The sequence below is a fragment of the Thalassospira sp. Z349TD_5 genome (assembly GCF_056173045.1).
On record NZ_CM149654.1, the window covers coordinates 4,208,277 to 4,225,418 of the forward strand.

The 17,142-nt window shown below is 54.8% G+C and carries 14 protein-coding genes and 1 riboswitch; of the genes, 8 read left to right on the plus strand and 6 right to left on the minus strand.

The window, feature by feature from the left end:
* The first annotated feature begins 101 nt into the window (after window positions 1–101).
* From AC0VXT_RS19325 to AC0VXT_RS19350, 6 genes are all read left to right on the plus strand, one after another.
* Window positions 102–2,549, plus strand: a complete 2,448-nt coding sequence (locus AC0VXT_RS19325) for a Tex family protein (RefSeq protein WP_475546714.1) — start codon at window positions 102–104, stop codon at window positions 2,547–2,549.
* A gap of 151 nt (window positions 2,550–2,700) precedes the next feature.
* Window positions 2,701–2,825: riboswitch (TPP riboswitch) on the plus strand.
* An 82-nt stretch (window positions 2,826–2,907) separates the two neighbouring features.
* Entirely contained in the window at window positions 2,908–3,717 is an 810-nt protein-coding gene (thiM, locus tag AC0VXT_RS19330) for a hydroxyethylthiazole kinase (RefSeq protein WP_475546715.1), read from the plus strand.
* Window positions 3,714–4,361, plus strand: a complete 648-nt coding sequence (thiE, locus tag AC0VXT_RS19335; protein WP_475546716.1) for a thiamine phosphate synthase — start codon at window positions 3,714–3,716, stop codon at window positions 4,359–4,361. Before thiM ends, thiE begins: the two co-directional genes overlap by 4 nt.
* Before the next feature lie 220 nt (window positions 4,362–4,581).
* Entirely contained in the window at window positions 4,582–4,887 is a 306-nt protein-coding gene (locus AC0VXT_RS19340) for a hypothetical protein (RefSeq protein ID WP_475546717.1), read from the plus strand.
* A gap of 328 nt (window positions 4,888–5,215) precedes the next feature.
* Window positions 5,216–5,821: a superoxide dismutase gene (locus tag AC0VXT_RS19345; protein ID WP_475546718.1), complete on the plus strand. Its 606-nt coding sequence runs from the start codon at window positions 5,216–5,218 to the stop codon at window positions 5,819–5,821.
* 144 nt (window positions 5,822–5,965) lie between these two features.
* A complete protein-coding gene (locus tag AC0VXT_RS19350; protein ID WP_475548602.1) occupies window positions 5,966–7,150 on the plus strand; it encodes a PIN domain-containing protein in 1,185 nt (394 codons plus the stop codon).
* A 63-nt stretch (window positions 7,151–7,213) separates the two neighbouring features.
* Here AC0VXT_RS19350 and amaB read toward each other — a convergent pair whose 3' ends face one another.
* The 3 genes from amaB to AC0VXT_RS19365 form a co-directional block, all read right to left on the minus strand.
* On the minus strand, window positions 7,214–8,713 hold the full coding sequence (amaB, locus tag AC0VXT_RS19355; RefSeq protein ID WP_475546719.1) for an L-piperidine-6-carboxylate dehydrogenase: 1,500 nt from the start codon (window positions 8,711–8,713) through the stop codon (window positions 7,214–7,216).
* 48 nt (window positions 8,714–8,761) lie between these two features.
* Window positions 8,762–10,078: an aspartate aminotransferase family protein gene (locus AC0VXT_RS19360; protein WP_475546720.1), complete on the minus strand. Its 1,317-nt coding sequence runs from the start codon at window positions 10,076–10,078 to the stop codon at window positions 8,762–8,764.
* Window positions 10,079–10,146: 68 nt separating this feature from the next.
* A complete protein-coding gene (locus AC0VXT_RS19365; protein ID WP_475546721.1) occupies window positions 10,147–11,334 on the minus strand; it encodes an NAD(P)/FAD-dependent oxidoreductase in 1,188 nt (395 codons plus the stop codon).
* Window positions 11,335–11,609: 275 nt separating this feature from the next.
* Between AC0VXT_RS19365 and gcvA the strand changes: the two genes are divergently transcribed.
* Both gcvA and AC0VXT_RS19375 read left to right on the plus strand, forming a co-directional pair.
* Complete coding sequence (gcvA, locus tag AC0VXT_RS19370) at window positions 11,610–12,572, plus strand: transcriptional regulator GcvA (protein ID WP_475546722.1); 963 nt, start codon at window positions 11,610–11,612, stop codon at window positions 12,570–12,572.
* A 127-nt stretch (window positions 12,573–12,699) separates the two neighbouring features.
* Window positions 12,700–14,409 carry a methyl-accepting chemotaxis protein gene (locus tag AC0VXT_RS19375; RefSeq protein WP_475546723.1) on the plus strand — a complete coding sequence of 570 codons (1,710 nt, stop codon included), beginning with the start codon at window positions 12,700–12,702 and terminating at the stop codon, window positions 14,407–14,409.
* On the opposite strand, the gene AC0VXT_RS19380 is transcribed toward AC0VXT_RS19375, so the two are convergent.
* From AC0VXT_RS19380 to AC0VXT_RS19390, 3 genes are read right to left on the minus strand one after another with little or no spacing between them, the layout of a single operon-like run.
* Window positions 14,388–15,206, minus strand: a complete 819-nt coding sequence (locus AC0VXT_RS19380; protein WP_475546724.1) for a heme ABC transporter ATP-binding protein — start codon at window positions 15,204–15,206, stop codon at window positions 14,388–14,390. The genes AC0VXT_RS19375 and AC0VXT_RS19380 overlap by 22 nt on opposite strands.
* Window positions 15,203–16,246, minus strand: a complete 1,044-nt coding sequence (locus AC0VXT_RS19385; protein WP_475546725.1) for a FecCD family ABC transporter permease — start codon at window positions 16,244–16,246, stop codon at window positions 15,203–15,205. The genes AC0VXT_RS19380 and AC0VXT_RS19385 overlap by 4 nt, the downstream gene beginning before the upstream one ends.
* A 38-nt stretch (window positions 16,247–16,284) precedes the next feature.
* Window positions 16,285–17,142, minus strand: a complete 858-nt coding sequence (locus AC0VXT_RS19390) for a heme/hemin ABC transporter substrate-binding protein (protein ID WP_475546726.1) — start codon at window positions 17,140–17,142, stop codon at window positions 16,285–16,287.

The window sequence follows — 17,142 nt, forward strand, 5'->3', positions numbered from 1 at the left end:
AATCGTATTCTGGTCTGATGGAAAAATTTGGCGAAAACTGACTCTTTCCGTGTGCCCTCAAAGCCGCTATTTCAGGCATACGAGCAAAACAAGGAGAAACCATGCGTCCAATTCCTCAGCGTATCGCCGAAGAACTTTCGGTTCGCCCCGAACAGGTCATTGCCACCATCGAGATGCTCAATGAAGGTTCGACCGTTCCGTTTATCGCCCGCTACCGCAAAGAAAAGACCGGTGGGCTTGATGACACCCAATTGCGTACGCTGGAAGAACGCCTGAGGTATCTGACCGAACTTGAAAGCCGCCGGTCCTCCGTGCTTGAAAGCATCCGCGAACAGGAAAAACTCACCCCCGAACTTGAAGCCGCCATTAACGAGGCCGACACCAAAACCCGTCTTGAAGATTTGTACCTGCCCTATAAGAAAAAGCGCCGCACCAAAGCCCAGATCGCCCGCGAAGCCGGGCTGGAGCCGCTGGCCGATGGTTTATTTACCAACCCGACCCTTGATCCCGAGATTGAGGCGGCAAAATACGTTGACGCCGAAAAAGGCGTCGAGGACACCAAGGCGGCCCTTGATGGCGCGCGTCAAATCCTGATGGAACGCTTTGCCGAGGATGCCGACCTTGTCGCCAAGCTGCGTAACCTTTTGTGGAATGATGGTGAAATCACCGCCAGCGTGATTGAGGGCAAGCAGGCCGAAGGGGCGAAATTTTCCGACTATTTCGAACATTCGGAAAAAGTCAAAACCTGCCCATCGCACCGCGCCCTTGCCTTGTTCCGGGGTCGTAACGAAGATATATTGCAGTTGAAACTGACCTTGGGTGCCGAGGACGAAGCCCGCCCGCGCAGTCAGGCAGGCCGGGCCGAAATCATGATCGCCGCCCACGTCGGGATTGCCGACAAGGGTCGTGCCGCGGATAAATGGCTTGTCGATACCGTGCGCTGGACCTGGCGGGTCAAATTGTCGCTGTCGATCGAGCTTGATCTGTTTGGATCGCTGCGTGAAAGTGCTGAAGAAGACGCGATCAAGGTGTTTGCCAACAACCTTAAAGACCTTCTTCTCGCCGCCCCCGCCGGGCAAAAGGCCACCATGGGTCTTGATCCGGGCGTGCGTACCGGGGTCAAGGTTGCCGTGGTCGATGCCACGGGCAAACTGGTCGATACCGCCACGGTCTATCCGTTCCAGCCGCGCAATGATGTGGATGGTGCCATCAACACCATGGCCGCCCTTGCCGCGCGTCATAAGATCGAGCTGATCGCGATTGGCAATGGCACGTTTTCGCGTGAAACCGATGACCTTGCCGGTCAGATGCTTAAACGCTTCCCGGCCCTGACCGCGACCAAGGTTATTGTCAATGAGTCGGGCGCGTCGATCTATTCCGCATCACAATTTGCCGCCGAAGAATTCCCCGATCTGGATGTATCCCTGCGCGGGGCCGCCTCAATCGCGCGCCGTTTGCAGGACCCATTGGCCGAACTGGTCAAGATCGAACCAAAATCCATCGGGGTTGGGCAGTATCAGCACGACGTATCGGAAACCAAACTGGCCAAATCGCTCGATGCCGTGGTTGAGGATTGCGTGAACGGGGTGGGGGTTGATCTCAATACCGCATCGATCCCGCTTTTGACCCGTGTGGCGGGGCTTAGCGAAACACTGGCGCGCAATATCGTCGGATACCGTGATTCAAACGGCGCGTTCCAGTCGCGTACAGACCTTAAAAAGGTCGAACGTCTTGGACCCAAGGCGTTTGAACAATGTGCGGGCTTCTTGCGCATTCGGGGTGCCACCAACCCGCTCGATGCATCCGCGGTTCACCCGGAAGCCTATCCGCTGGTCAAAAAGATCGGCGCACAGGCCTCCAAATCGCTTGCCGATCTGATTGGCGATTCGGCCTTTATCAAAACGCTGCGCGCCGAAGATTACGCCGACGACACATTCGGTGTGCCAACCATCCGCGACATCATTGCCGAACTTGATAAACCCGGCCGTGACCCACGCCCGGAATTCAAGACCGCCAAATTCACCGATGGTGTCAATGAAATCAAGGACCTGAAAGCCGGTATGAAGCTTGAAGGAACCGTCACCAACGTCACCAATTTCGGCGCATTTGTCGATATTGGCGTCCATCAGGATGGCTTGGTCCATATTTCCCAACTGGCCGACAAATTTGTCGAAGACCCCCGTCAGGTGGTCAAGGCCGGTCAGATCGTTTCGGTCACCGTCATGGAAGTGGACGCCCCGCGTAAACGCATCGGGCTTTCGATGAAATCAGCACCGGATTACGAAGGCACGCGCGAACGCCGAAATGACAGCCAAGCCACCGCCCCGCGCGGCGGGCAGGCACCTTCAGGCACCCGCCCCAACCACAATCGCGGCAATGCTGGTGGCGCTGCCGGTGCTGGTGGTGCTGGTGGTGCTGGCGGCGGACATAATGCGCGCGGGAATTCTGCGCGGAATTCTGCTGGTGGGTCATCTTCTGGATCATCTGGCGGCGACGCTGGTGGTGCAATGGCCGCCGCCCTGAAGGCCGCGATGGAACGCCGCAAATAGGCACTGCGCATACGCGCGCACCACGTTTTGATCTGAATATAAAGGCGGCGGGATATGGCACAAACCATCCCGCCGCCTTTTTTACGGCATTCGGATATAACGCACCATACATAGGGCGAATTGACACAAAGCACGGAAAAACCCATGTTGCAGGTTCACCAAGGGGAGCCTCGACAGGAGGCTGAGAAACTGCCCCGTGCGATCAAAGCACATGCGCAGTGACCCGTTGAACCTGATCCAGTTCATACTGGCGTAGGGACGGTGCGAACGTTGCCCATGCTGCTGACAACGTTCTCCACTTTTCCGACTTCGAACTGGGTCTCCAACGCTGCGACACAAGACGCATTGGAGCCTCGATATGACGACCGACCTTTCCCAAACCACAACCGATCTTTTTGACTGCATGCGTGCGACCAATCCATTGGTCCAGTGCATCACCAATTATGTTGCGATGAACTACGCCGCCAACGTTTTGCTGGCGGCGGGCGCCTCCCCCGCCATGGTCCATACCCCCGAAGAATCCGGTGAATTTGCCGCCATTGCCGGCGCATTGACCGTCAATATCGGCACCCTGTCGCCCAACTGGGTCGAAGGCATGATTGCCGCGGCAAAATCGGCCAATGATACAGGCAAACCATGGGTGCTTGATCCGGTCGCGCATTTTGCAACCGGATATCGTCAGGGCACGACGACCGAACTCCTCAAACTCAACCCCACCATCATTCGCGGCAATGCATCGGAAATCATCGCCCTTGGCGGCGGACAAAGTGCCGGTCAGGGGGTCGATAGTGGCGATCCGGTCGAACAGGCCAAGGATGCCGCACGCACCCTTGCCACCGCGCAAAAGGCGATTGTGGCTGTGACCGGCGAGGTTGATTTCGTCACCGATGGCACGCGGTCTGTGCGCATTGCCGGTGGATCGGACCTGATGCCAAAAATCACCGCCATGGGCTGTGCGCTAACCGCCCTTACCGGCGCCTATGTCGCCATTGCCCCGGATCAGGCGTTTGAGGCAACGGTTGCCGCCCTTGCCAATTTTGCCGTTGCGGGCGAAATCGCCGCCCAGTCGGCAAACGGCCCGGCATCGTTCATGACCGCCTTTGTCAACGGGCTCTATACCCTTGATGCAAAAACTTTTAACGCCAACGCCCGGATCACTGCCCAATGACGTCCTTTGACCTTTCGCTGTATCTGGTTCTCGACCCTGATCTGTGCCGGACCCATTCGATGGTTGAAACCACCATGGCCGCAATCGCCGGTGGGGCAACGATTGTTCAGTTGCGCGACAAGAAAGTCGGCACCGAGGGCCTGATCCGGATCGGACGTGAATTGATGGATGCCATGGCGGGCAGCGGTGTGCCGTTGATTGTGAATGACGATATCGATGCGGCCATCGCGATTGGCGCCGATGGCCTTCATGTTGGTCAGGATGACATCTCCGCACAAACCGCCCGCGAACGCCTCGGCCGTGACAAGATCATCGGCCTTTCAATTGAAAATGAGGAAGTCGCCCGCAAGGTTGACCCGGCAAGCGTCGATTATGTTGGCGTCGGCCCCATCTTTGCCACCGCGACCAAACCCGATCACAAACCCGCCATCGGCTTTGACGGTTTGGCGCACCTGATCAAGATTGCCAAACTGCCATCCGTTGCCATTGGTGGACTTAAACAGGATCATGTCGATCGGGTTTTTGCCGCAGGTGCCAACGGGCTTGCCGTGGTATCGGCCATTTGCGGGCAACCTGATCCCGAGGCCGCGGCACATAAAATCGCAACCGAAATTATGGCCACAAAGTCGGCATTTACCCCCTGAATTCTGGCAAATGTGCCATGTGAAGCAAAGATATTTGCGTCATTCTGCCCAATGCCCGTTTCCGTAAATGGTTGCGGGCATTGAATTTTTGAGCCCATGCATGGCTGCCCATCGCTCAAAGCACGAACCAGCACGGAAATGCCTCAATTGCGCCGCGAATTCTTCTGCTTCGGGGGGCATCTTTGGGGCATGGAAAATGCACAAACGCGCGAGGGATATCATGTTGAAATCTTTGCGTAGCAAACCGGTTGCCATTGCCCTGGCCTCTATCTTCATGGGCGCGACAGCCGCCTTGGCTGCAATCAAGATCGCCCCGAAACCAACCACCGACAGTGTGACTGTCTATTCGGAAATACCCGAGGGTCAGGTGATTCTAAGCCATCAGGATGGCACGATTGCCTTTAATCGAAATTGCAAAAGGTTCCCCTGCCAGCTTGATATCTCATCGCTGTCAAAGGGCGAATACGATGTCATGATCCGCAATGGCACCGACATCCAGCAAATGGTCGCCTTGTACAAGGAATAATTTACAAGGAATAATTCCCGATCAACACGACGGCGCAATGGTCCCCATCCCGGATGCCGGGTGGAAAATTTGCGATCTTTCGGGAACGTTTTTCCATCTGACAAGTTCATCATACAGGGTTGGACAATCGCCCGTTGCCACACGCGACATTGCATTAAAGCGCTGTTGTCCTAGATAAAGGCCACAGACATCTTCTTTGCCGCGATGATGAAAGCCCGCAACAAAGGTTTACAACAGGTTGCACGGGAATTTAACTTTCACCCAGCGCGCAAAAAGGGATATGTTGCGTTACCGCACAGACCAATAATGAAAGTCGAGGAACTGTATCATGGCATTTGAACTCCCAGCACTTCCGTATGCACACGACGCGCTTGCACCCGTCATGTCGGCTGAAACCCTTGAGTTTCACCATGACAAACATCACAACGCCTATGTTGTGAATGGCAATAAGCTGCTCGAAGGGTCGGGCCTTGAAGGCAAGTCGCTCGAAGAAGTCGTTGTTGCTTCCTATGCTGACGCGGCCAAAGCCGGTCTTTTCAACAACGCTGCCCAGCACTGGAACCATATCGAGTTCTGGAAAATGATGAAGAAAAATGGCGGCGGCAACCTTCCGGGTGAACTGGAAAAGAAAATCGTCGAAGATTTCGGCTCTGTCGATGCCTTCAAAGAAGCCTTCGTACAGGCCGGTGTCACCCAGTTCGGTTCGGGCTGGTGCTGGCTGGCAATGGACAAATCGGGCAAATTGGTTGTGACCAAAACCCCGAATGCGGAAAACCCGCTGGTCCACGGTCAGACCCCGCTGCTCGGGTGTGATGTTTGGGAACACTCCTATTACATCGATTACCGCAACGCGCGCCCTGACTACGTCAAAGCGTTCCTCGACAGCCTGGTAAACTGGGAATATGTCGCAGAGCGTTTCTCCAAAGCAGGCTAATCAGCCCCAAGCTTTGAGGCGAAATTACAAAAAGCGGTCCCTTCGGGGGCCGCTTTTTTGTTGATAAATATTCAAGAGTACACAACTATAGATATACATATCAATTATTTCATATAAGAACGAATTTTACTGGAGAATTAAGTGATGAAGAAAATCTTCCCTTGGTACTTTGTCGAGGATCATAAAGACGTTTGGAACAGCGCCAATTTGACAGTTGATGCAAACGTCTTACTTGACCTTTATCGCTATCATTCCAAAACACGAAATTCACTTATAGAGGCGATTGCGTCTTTTGGCGACAGGACCTGGATTTCCTATCAAACTGCGTATGAGTTTATTAAAAACCGAAGAAAAGTTATTGCAGATATAAATTCAAACTTCGACGAGGCTGAAAAAGCAATAGCAGATTTAGAGTCTAGTATTAGAGCTTCAACAAATAAGATTAAAAGTATACGTGCGATCCCCAGCGACATAATTGATAATTTTCAAAAATCTCACGCGGAATCAAACAAAGAACTTAAAGATAATATTGAAAAAGAGAGAGAAAACATTCCGGATAAATCTGATAAGGAGGAAATACTTCAAAAAATATTATCTCTTTTCGATGAAAGAATTGGTGAAAAACCAAATGACATCCATAACTTGAAAAAGGAGTTTAACGAACGACAAGAGAAAAAAATACCGCCAGGATACCTAGACGCGGACAAAGACAATGGAAATTCCAGCGGTGACTTCCTAATGTGGAGTCAGATATTAAAACATTCAGAATCTGAAAATAATCCGATCATACTTGTTACTTCAGAAAAAAAAGAAGATTGGTGGGAAAAGAAAAGCGGCCAAACTCTTAATCCAAGACTCGAATTGCTTGAAGAATATTTTGAAAAAACAAAAAACAATATCCTGATATACCAGACAGAACAATTTTTAAAAATTTACCAAGAATCAAGCAATCAAGAAGATGAAGAAGCACTTGATGACATCATACAAACTTCAATAAAGTATACAGAGAAAAAGAGGCCCGCTGTATACACTAGACAAACTGTCAGCAACGCAAGCTCTTCTGTTCACACTGGAGCATTAATTATAAATCTTTCTAGATCTGTTAATAATTTCACAGGAAGCGGTCAACTCGTTCCGGAGATGGATAGTTCCCCACTAATCTTTACTCAGCTTGTTTCATCTCCCCCGACCTGTCCTGCGGTCAACATCCGCGCCAACACAGGCACAGTTTTTGACTTCAACATTCACGTAAATCCAATTACGCCGGGCTCACCCTTACCGGAAGGAGAGTACGTGATTTCTTATACAGCCGTAACACCTGATGAATAACCACTTATCCAGACCCCGCCAGCAAACTGGCGAGGTCTGGATCGAAACTGATCAGACACGTGATCAGATATCGAATTTAATCCCCTGTGCGAGCGGCAACTCGCGGGAATAGTTGATCGTGTTGGTCGCACGGCGCATGTAGCCTTTCCATGCGTCCGAACCAGACTCACGTCCGCCACCGGTTTCTTTCTCACCGCCGAACGCCCCGCCGATTTCCGCACCCGAAGGGCCGATATTGACGTTGGCAATCCCGCAATCAGACCCGACTGCTGACAGGAACAGTTCGGTTTCACGCAGATCGGTCGAGAAGATGCAGCTCGACAAGCCTTGCGGCACGTCATTCTGAAGCGCGATGGCTTCTTCAAGCGTCTCATAGGTCATGACATACAGGATCGGTGCAAAGGTTTCATGCTTCACCGTGTCCGTCTGACCGGGCATTTCAACCACCGACGGGGTGACATAGAACGCATTCGGATATTTGGACTCCAGTGTGCGTTCGCCGCCATGGACGGTGCCGCCATCTTTTTTGGCGTTGGCAAGGGCGGCCTGCATGTTGGTGTAGGCGTCTTCGTCAATCAGCGGCCCCACCAGCACACCGTCTTCAAGCGGATCACCAATGGAAACCGATTTGTAAGCCGCGATGATTTTCGGCAACAGCTCGTCCTTAACATCCTTATGGACAATCAGGCGACGCAGGGACGTGCAGCGCTGACCACAGGTGCCAACAGCCGAGAACACCACCGCACGCACCGACATGTCGATATCAGCCGACGGGGTGACGATCATGGCGTTATTGCCACCAAGCTCAAGGATGGTGCGGCCAAAACGCTGGGCCACACGCGGGGCAACTTCGCGGCCCATACGGGTCGAACCGGTTGCCGAAATCAGCGAAACATCCCGGCTGTCGGTCATGATTTCACCGATTTCACGGTCGCCAACAACCACCTGATGCAGGTCGGCCGGGGCATCGCCAAATTTCGCGATCGCTTTTTCAAGGATCTTCTGACAGGCAAGGGCGGTAACCGGGGTTTTTTCCGACGGTTTCCAGATCACGGCATTGCCGCACGCCAGCGCAAGCGCGGTGTTCCATGCCCATGGTGCCACCGGGAAGTTAAACGCGGTAATCAGGCCAACAACACCCAGCGGATGCCAGTTTTCCATCATTTTGTGGCCCGGACGTTCGGACGCAATCGTCAAACCATAAAGCTGACGCGACAGACCGACTGCGAAATCGCAGATATCAATCATTTCCTGAACTTCGCCAAGACCCTCCTGATAAATCTTGCCACATTCAAGCGACACCAGACGCCCCAGCGGTTCCTTGGCCGCGCGCAGTTCTTCGCCCAGAATACGCACCAACTCACCACGGCGCGGGCCGGGCACCTGACGCCATGCGCCAAACGCCTTTTTGGCATTACCAATGGCATCAAGCATTTCAGCCGGTGTGGTTTCGGTAACAGATGCGAATTCCGAACCGTCAACCGGGGTCTGGACACTTAGCGTGCCATTGGCAATCTCGGCCTCGGACAGACCAAGCTCGGTCAGGATGGATGTGTAACTCACAGTAAAACTCCCTTCTTTTAAAACTCTTTGGCGATCATCGCCGACCGCTCAATCCGCAATTCCGGCCAGTTCAGGCAACAATTTGCCGATAATGGCAAAGGCCTCATCGACCTGATCAAACGGAATGGTCAAAGGTGCCAGCAGGCGCACCACATTGGCGTGTTCACCACTTGGCATTAACAATAGCCCGTTTGCGCGGGCCCGTTGCAATAAGGTTTGCAGACGCTTGGCCGATGGTGTGCCGTCATCTGCAATGATTTCAAAGGCGCGCATCGCGCCAATTCCGCGCATATTGCCGATCACATGCCCGCCGGGCAGATCGCGCAACCATGCGATATGGGTGGCATATTTCTCGCCAAGCTGTTTGGCGCGAACAAGGATCTTTTCATCGCGCAAAACATCAAACACCCCGGTCGCCGCCGCACAGGCCACCGGATTGCCCGAATATGTCCCGCCAAGTCCACCAGGTGCGAGCGCACTCATGACATCCTCCGCCCCGGTAATCGCCGCCAGCGGAAATCCCCCGCCGATCCCCTTGCCCATGACAAGGATATCGGGTGCTACCCCCGCATGCTCCATGGCAAACATCTTGCCCGTACGGGCAAAGCCCGACTGAATTTCATCGGCAATCAAAACCATGCCGTTGGCATCGCAGAACGCCCGCAACTCAATCAAAAATTCCCGATCACAGGCGCGAAAACCACCTTCCCCCTGGACCGGTTCAATGACAATCGCACCCACCGATGCGGGATCGGCCGAGACCGCAAACAGTTTGGCAAGGGCTTCCATGCCATCCTCAACCGATATACCGGTTTCTGGGCAGGGATATGGCAAATGCCAAACCGGCCCCGGAAGCGGGCCAAGCCCGGTTTTATAAGGCTTGGTTTTCCCCGTCAGCGCCAAGGTCGCAAGTGTCCGTCCATGAAAACCGCCTTCAAAGGCAATTACCCCGGTCCGCCCGGTAAAGGCACGTGCGAGTTTAAGCGCGTTTTCCATCGCCTCGGCCCCGGAATTGGTCAGCATGGATTTTGCCGGACCTTCAATCGGACAATTGGCCGCCAGCCAATCGGTCACCGCAACATACGGCTCATGAGGCAGCGCGTTAAAGCAGCTATGGGTAAAGCGGTCGCACTGCTTGGCCACCCGCTCCATCACCACCGGGTGGCGATGACCCACGGTTAAAACACCAATCCCGCCAATAAAATCGATATAGCGGTTGCCATCAACATCCCAGGCCTCGGCATTCAACGCCCGATCCAGATAGACCGGATGAAGATTGCGCACACCAGCCGACACCGACCCGGTCTTGCGATTACGGAGCATGGTGCTGGCGTTCACTTCTGTGGTGCGATCATCACGGGGCATGTGGGGCGTGCTCCGGCCATTTGGGTTAAAGGTTTGATTTCGCAGCATCGTTACGAAATCGAATTAAATTAAATAACATTGAGCTCAAGCACCGGCGCATTGTCGCGAATGCGTTGATAGCCAAACACCGACAGATCAAGAGTTTCATAACCCCCCGTGGTAATCAGTTCGGCAATACCGCGCCCGACTGCCGGGCTTTGCTGCAACCCGTGGCCGGAAAATCCGTTGGCGAAAATGAAATTCGCAACGTCCGTATGGCGGCCCAAAATCGCGTTCTGATCCAAAAGGTTATAGGCATAATGCCCGGCCCAGGCATTGATGACCTTGATCGCCTCAAACCGTTCGCACCGTTCATACAGACCCGGCCAGATGATGTCGTCAAACAGGCTGTGATCGACGTCAAAATCCCAGCATTCCGGGTCACGCTCCTTGGGCGGGGCGATGCCGGTGATGAAAAATTCGCCTTCGGGGCGGACATAAAGCCCGCTTGGATCAATCAGCATCGGACAACTGGCATTGATGTCGGCCGCATCACGACAATCAAACACGAAAATGCAACGTTTGCGCGGCTCGACCGGGATTTCAAGGCCCGCCATCTTGGCCAGTTTGGAACATCCGGTTCCCGCCGCATTGACAAGCTGGCCACAGCCAAACCGGCGACCGTCTTTTAAGACAACACCGGTAATCTGATCGCCATCGCGCAGGACCTCGACCACTTCACCGTCGATATAATCCGCCCCGCGACGGCGCGCCTGTTTGCGGAACGACTGCATCAGGCAATAGGCATCAAACCATCCCTCGCCCGTGCGGCCCCAACAGCCCGCCGCCAAATCCGATGTCGTCATCCATGGGTATTTGGCCGCCAGCTCATCGGGCTCCATCCAGACAATATCGCCGCCAAATTCGGTCTGGGTCGCATGGTTATGGCGCAGGATATCGCGCCCGTCATCGGTGGCCAGAACCAGATAACCCTTTTCATGCAGGGAAATGTCAACGTCCGGGTCAAGGTCACGTTTTAAATTGCGCAAAAAATCAATGCCATAACCCGACATTTCAATATTGATCGGGGTTGAAAACTGCTGGCGGATGGATGCGGCTGACAAGGCAGTCGAACAAAATTCGTAATTGGGATCTTTTTCGATCACCAGAACCCGGCCCTTGAAATCATCCCGGTCGGTCAGATGCCATGCGATGGAACTGCCAATAACCGCACCACCGACAATGATCACATCGTAATTTTGCGCTTCTGAACCCATTCTCGCCTTCTACCCGATAAACTGTGCAGGCCTTCTGGCCGTTCTTTATGTTTCAGGATGCGCAGGATGACCGAAAAAGGGTCTTGAAAGGGTTTCTCCTTCCAAATAATTATCAATTCCCGATAATCATCCGCTCTGGCCCGTGACCCGAACGCTTCATCTGGCGGCGCGCGGGGGCTTGGAACCGTTTAAAACGGTACGCCTTGGAAGAACAGCAAACAAACGATATATTCGCACCACATCATTCCATTTAGTCATGAACCGGAATTTGCCCCATGCGTCGCGTCCTGCCATCCTTAACGGCCCTGCAATTTTTTGAAAGTTCGGCACGCCATCTTTCCTTCACCCGTGCCGCCGAAGAATTGAACGTGACCCAAAGTGCGATCAGCCGCCAAATCCGCGCACTCGAAGAATATCTCGGGCGTGATTTGTTTCGCCGCATCAAAAAACGCCTGAAACTGACCGCAGCGGGCGAAGCCTACGCCGCACAGGTGCGCGATCTTCTGGACCGGGCCGAGGCCGCAACGTTGCAGGTCATGGCCTATTCCGATGCGGGCGGGATGCTCACGGTCGGGACATTGCCGACATTTGGCGCACGCTGGCTGGTGCCGCGTCTGGGCGATTTCAAAGCCACATGGCCCGATATTCAGTTAAACCTGATCACCCAGACCCGCGAATTTAATTTCGACCGCGAAGGCATCGACATTGCCATTCATTTTGGCGATGACAATCTGCCGGGCTGCAAATCCCATCGCTTGATGGGCGAAACCCTGATCGCGGTCTGCGCACCCAAAATCCTGCAAGAAAACGACGATTTACCCATTGCCCGTGAACGGGTGCGCAATTGCACATTATTGCAACATTCCACCCGTCCGCGCGCATGGCAGGACTGGCTGGCTGCAACTGGCGTTGCCGTGGTTGATGAACTGGCCGGTCCCCGGTTTGAACATTTCCACATGGTCATTCAGGCCGCTGTTGCTGGACTTGGACTGGCTCTTTTGCCGGAATTTCTGGTGCGTGAAGAACTTGAAAGCGGGCGCTTGGTCGCCCCGTTTGATGTCTCAATCCCCAACCATCATGCCTATTACGTTGTTTATCCGCAGGAAAAGGAAAACAACTTTGCCGTCCGCGCGTTTCGCGACTGGTTACTTGCCACCTGCAAAACTGAACAGGAACAGCTTACCCGCCCACAATCGCTGGTCTCCTCACAGGCGACCGTAAAAGAGATTGCCGATTGAAACGCTGAACCCTACAGTTCCTGTGCTTACATATTGGGTTCAGACCCTAAACAAGCCATCAAAAGGCTGACGGGTAAGAAGCTTGGCAGAACTGCCAGGTTGTCATGGGGAAAAGGGAGTTCAGGTTGTGTCGCTGCTCGAGGATCGTCTTGAACGTTACAATGTTTTGCCCGCAACCTTTGAGATTTTGCGCAAGGCATCCCGTGATGTTCAGGGTGGGTCGGCAACACGGGCCGCGCAGTTCTACGAAATCATTTCGCAAAACCCGCCCCCAAATCAGGCTGTTATTGATGATGCGGTCCGTAAAGACCTCACCAACAGCCTGCAAACCCACTGGCAAAAGCTGTTTGATGGCAAACTCGACGACGCGTTCGTCCGACAATCGATTGAAATTGGTCAACGCCACGAAGAATACGGCATTACCCCGAAACTATACATCGCGGCCTATAACGCCGTTACCGATGCGCTGATTGAAACAATCATCCTGAAATTCCGCTGGCGGGCATCGGATGCCGCCCGGATCGTCACATCCCTGACATCGGTGATGTTGCTTGATATCGAACTGACCCTGACGGCCTATTGCGATGCCAGTGCCCACAACCGCCACACCACGTCGGAAAATGCCTTTGCCGATCAGCAGCTTGATCGCACCATGGACCTGTCGGTCGCGATCAATGAAAGTGCGATTTCCAATGCCCGGATGATGAATGTCATCGAGGACGTTGACCGCCGGGCACAATCGATCTCGGCCGCCGTCGATCAAATGGTATCAGGCATCAGCCACATTGCCGAAAATGGCAAGGTTGCTGCGGAAAACGCCCAAGATGCCATCACCGTTACCCGCACCGGTCAGGAAACCGTGCGCGAAGCCGTTTCAAGCATGGACGAAATCGCCCATGCGGTCAGCGATGCGTCCAAACGGGTCGATGTTCTGGCCGAGGCATCGCAAAAAATCGGCGAAATCGTTGAACAGATCGAAGCCATCGCATCGGAAACCAACCTTCTGGCGCTTAATGCCACCATCGAGGCCGCCCGCGCAGGCGAAGCCGGCAAGGGCTTTGCCGTGGTTGCCAACGAGGTCAAAGCATTAAGTCAGCAAACCGCGCGTGCCACCGAAAGCATCCGCGAACGCATTGCCAATCTTCAGGGCGAAACAGATGGCATTGTCGATGCCATGAACCTTGGCACCGATGCGGTATCACGCGGGCAGGATGTCATGGGGGAAGTTGCCCGCGAAATGGGTGAAATCGGCGCTAAAATGGAAGACACCACCCAGCGCATCGCCGATATTTCCAATATTCTGGATGAACAGAACATCGCAACCGATGCGGTGCGCGATGGCATCACCGGCATTGCCAATCAAACCGGCGGGCAGGTCAGTGCGATCCGGTCCGCCATTGAAACGGTTGGCGAGGTCGAAGGCCTGATTGATCAACAGGTTTCCGAACTGGTGCAATATGACATCCCCAACCGCACGATCCGAAGTGCGCGGGCCGAACATGCGGTCTATTTCAAAACCGTCGCCGAAGTTCTGGCTGGCCTGACCGACGCCGATACCATTGACATGGGGGCCGCAGATACCTGCCGGTTTGGCAAATGGTATGACAGCCCCGCTGCCGACCCCTTCCGGAAATTGCCCGGCTTTAAGACCGTCCGCGCCCCACACGAAGCCCAGCATACCGCGGGTCACGCGGCCCTTCGTGCCTTTGCCAATCGCGATCAAGACGCCGCCGAAACGGCCTTTGCCGAAATGGAAAAAGCAACGCAGGATGTCTTGGCCGCGTTAAAGCAACTGGCCGAGGAAGCCCGCGACATTCACCCGGATGCCGCCGCCTGACTGACCAACACCGCACCGCCGCTTGGATCGGGGATCGCCCGGATGGGACTTTTAAACACAGTCGAAAGCAAGTCGGGCGTCATAACATCGCCGACCGCCCCCTGCGCGACCATTTCGCCAGCTTGTAAAACAGCAACCCGGTCGGCATAGGCTGTGACCTGATTGAAATCATGCAGGATCATTAAAACCCCCACCCCGTTCTGGCGGGCTTCGCGCCGCGCGACCGAAAGCAAGGCATGCTGATGGGCAACATCAAGTCCCGATGTCGGCTCGTCAAGTAACAGGAACCTTGCCCCGCTTGCCCCGACCGGGGCGTGATCCCCATCCATCCCCCAGACCTGCACAAGTGCCCGAGCAAGATGGACGCGTTGTTTTTCCCCACCCGACAACGCCGGATAGGCACGATCGGCCAGATGCCCGATATCGGCAAGGGCAATCGCCCGTTCAACCAGTGTCTGATCATGCTTGCGCGTTGATATCTTGCGAAAAGGCGACCGCCCCAGGGCCACGACATCGCGCACGGCAAAGGGGAATGTCATTGATGTTGCTTGTGGCATCACCGCACGTTCCTGCGCCAGTGTCAGGGCGGGCAGCTTTGACACATCGCGACCGTTCTGGGTGACTGTCCCGTCGGCAACGCCGTGTTCACCGGCAAGAACCTTTAACAAGGTCGATTTCCCCGCCCCGTTTGGCCCCAAAACCGCCAGAACTTCCCCCGCGACCAATGATACGGAAATATCGCGCAACAAATACCGCCCACGCGCCAGAAAACTGATGTTGTGCGCCGTCAGGGTCATATCCGCCGCCTTTTCTTTTCACGCATCAAAAGACCCAGGAAAAACGGCCCGCCGACAATCCCGGTGACAAGCCCAATCGGCAATTCGGCAGGCAAAACAATGATCCGGGCGACCGCATCCGCCCCGGTCAGGATCGCCGCCCCGCAAATGGCCGATGCGGGCAGGACATAACGATTGTCCGGCCCGGTGACCAACCGCACCAGATGGGGGGCAACCAGCCCGACAAAGCCGATAATGCCCGATACCGCCACCGCCGCCCCGACGACCAACGCGGTCACAACGGTCGCCCGGCGTTTCAGACGTTCAACCTCGATCCCAAGATGGCGGGCTTCGGCCTCGCCGAGTAAAAACAGGTTCAGCGACGTCCCCAGACTGACAAGATATCCCGCACCAACGGCGATGATCAGCAAGGCCGGTCCGTCCGCCGGTCCATTGCCCGATAATGCCCCCATTTGCCAGAATGTCAGACTGCGCAACTGGGCATCGTCGGCCATATAGGTGAAAACACCCACCCCGGCAAAGGCAATGGCATTGATCGCAACCCCGATCAGCAACATGATCGCCGCATCGGTATGCCCGTCCTGACGCGATAAAACCCGGATCACCCCGGTTGCTAAGACAGCCCCGGCAAAGGCCGCAACCGGCACCCCATAGGGCCCCACAACCGGGTAATAGCTGCCCAGAATAATATGACCGGCAACAATCATCGCCACCGCGCCAAAGGCGGCACTGGCCGAAACCCCGATGATGCCGGGATCGGCAATCGGATTGCGAAACAGGCTTTGCATCACCGCCCCCGCAAGGCCAAGTCCCGCCCCAATGACAATCGCGCGCAGAATCCGGGGCAGCCGCAAACTATCAAGGACACGGGCATCAAATTCCTCAATCCCCGTTCCCATCAAACCCATGCGGTGCAGGATGTGATGGATGACATCGCCCAGATCAATCGGGGCACCACCCGTCCCCAGCGATATCACCGTCACCACCAACAGCCCCACTGCCAGAAACATCAGAACCATGACGGACCGATTGATTGGCATGTGCATCCAAGGCGATGCCACCATCTTCTTCACGCCGCTCACTGTGCCTGTTCAGCCTGATGCAGGGACGTCGCCAAAGCCCGGATTTCCGATGCCGATGACGGACCAAACCCCAAAATCGTTGACGACGACACAGTCAGGACATGACCCTTTTCCACGGCCTTGTTCAGGCCAAGAACCGCATGGTTTTTCAATCCGGCAATTCCGCCCAACTGATCGATTGTTGATTGGGCGACCAAAACATAATCCGATGTATCTGCGGCAATGATTTCCGATGACACCGGTTTAAAACCGTCAAACGCGGCCATGGTATTGCGCCCGCCAATCAAATCGATGATTTCAGCTGCGGTTGTGTTTTTCCCGGCTGAAAGCGGCTTGCCATGACCGACCGCCATCAAGAAAACGATGCTTGGGTGATCGTTGGTGGCAAGGCTGGCCAGACTGGCAATATCGTCGTTCACCCGTTTGGTCAAAAGGGCCGCTTCATCCTGACGCCCCAGGGCTTCTGCCACCATGGCAATCGCATTGGGCAGGTTTTCCATCCGATCAAGCGACGGCAGTTTGACGATCTTGATGCCCAGATCGGTCAGTTCCTGTAACACCGGATCGGGACCGGACTTTTCCACCGCAACAATCACATCAGGTTTCAGGCTGATGATGCCCTCTGCTGCCAGTTGGCGCATGTAACCGACCTTGGGCAAACTTGGCACCGGGTCTGGCCGCGTACTTGTGGTATCGGTCGCAATCACGCTGTCCCCGGCCCCAAGGGCAAAGACAATCTCGGTCGCAGGTGCGCCCACTGTGATCACACGTTGGGGCTGCTCAGCCGAAAATGCCGGCAGGCACAAGCCAATCAACCCGATGACGGCCAGCGTAAATCCAAAAATCGCGCGCAT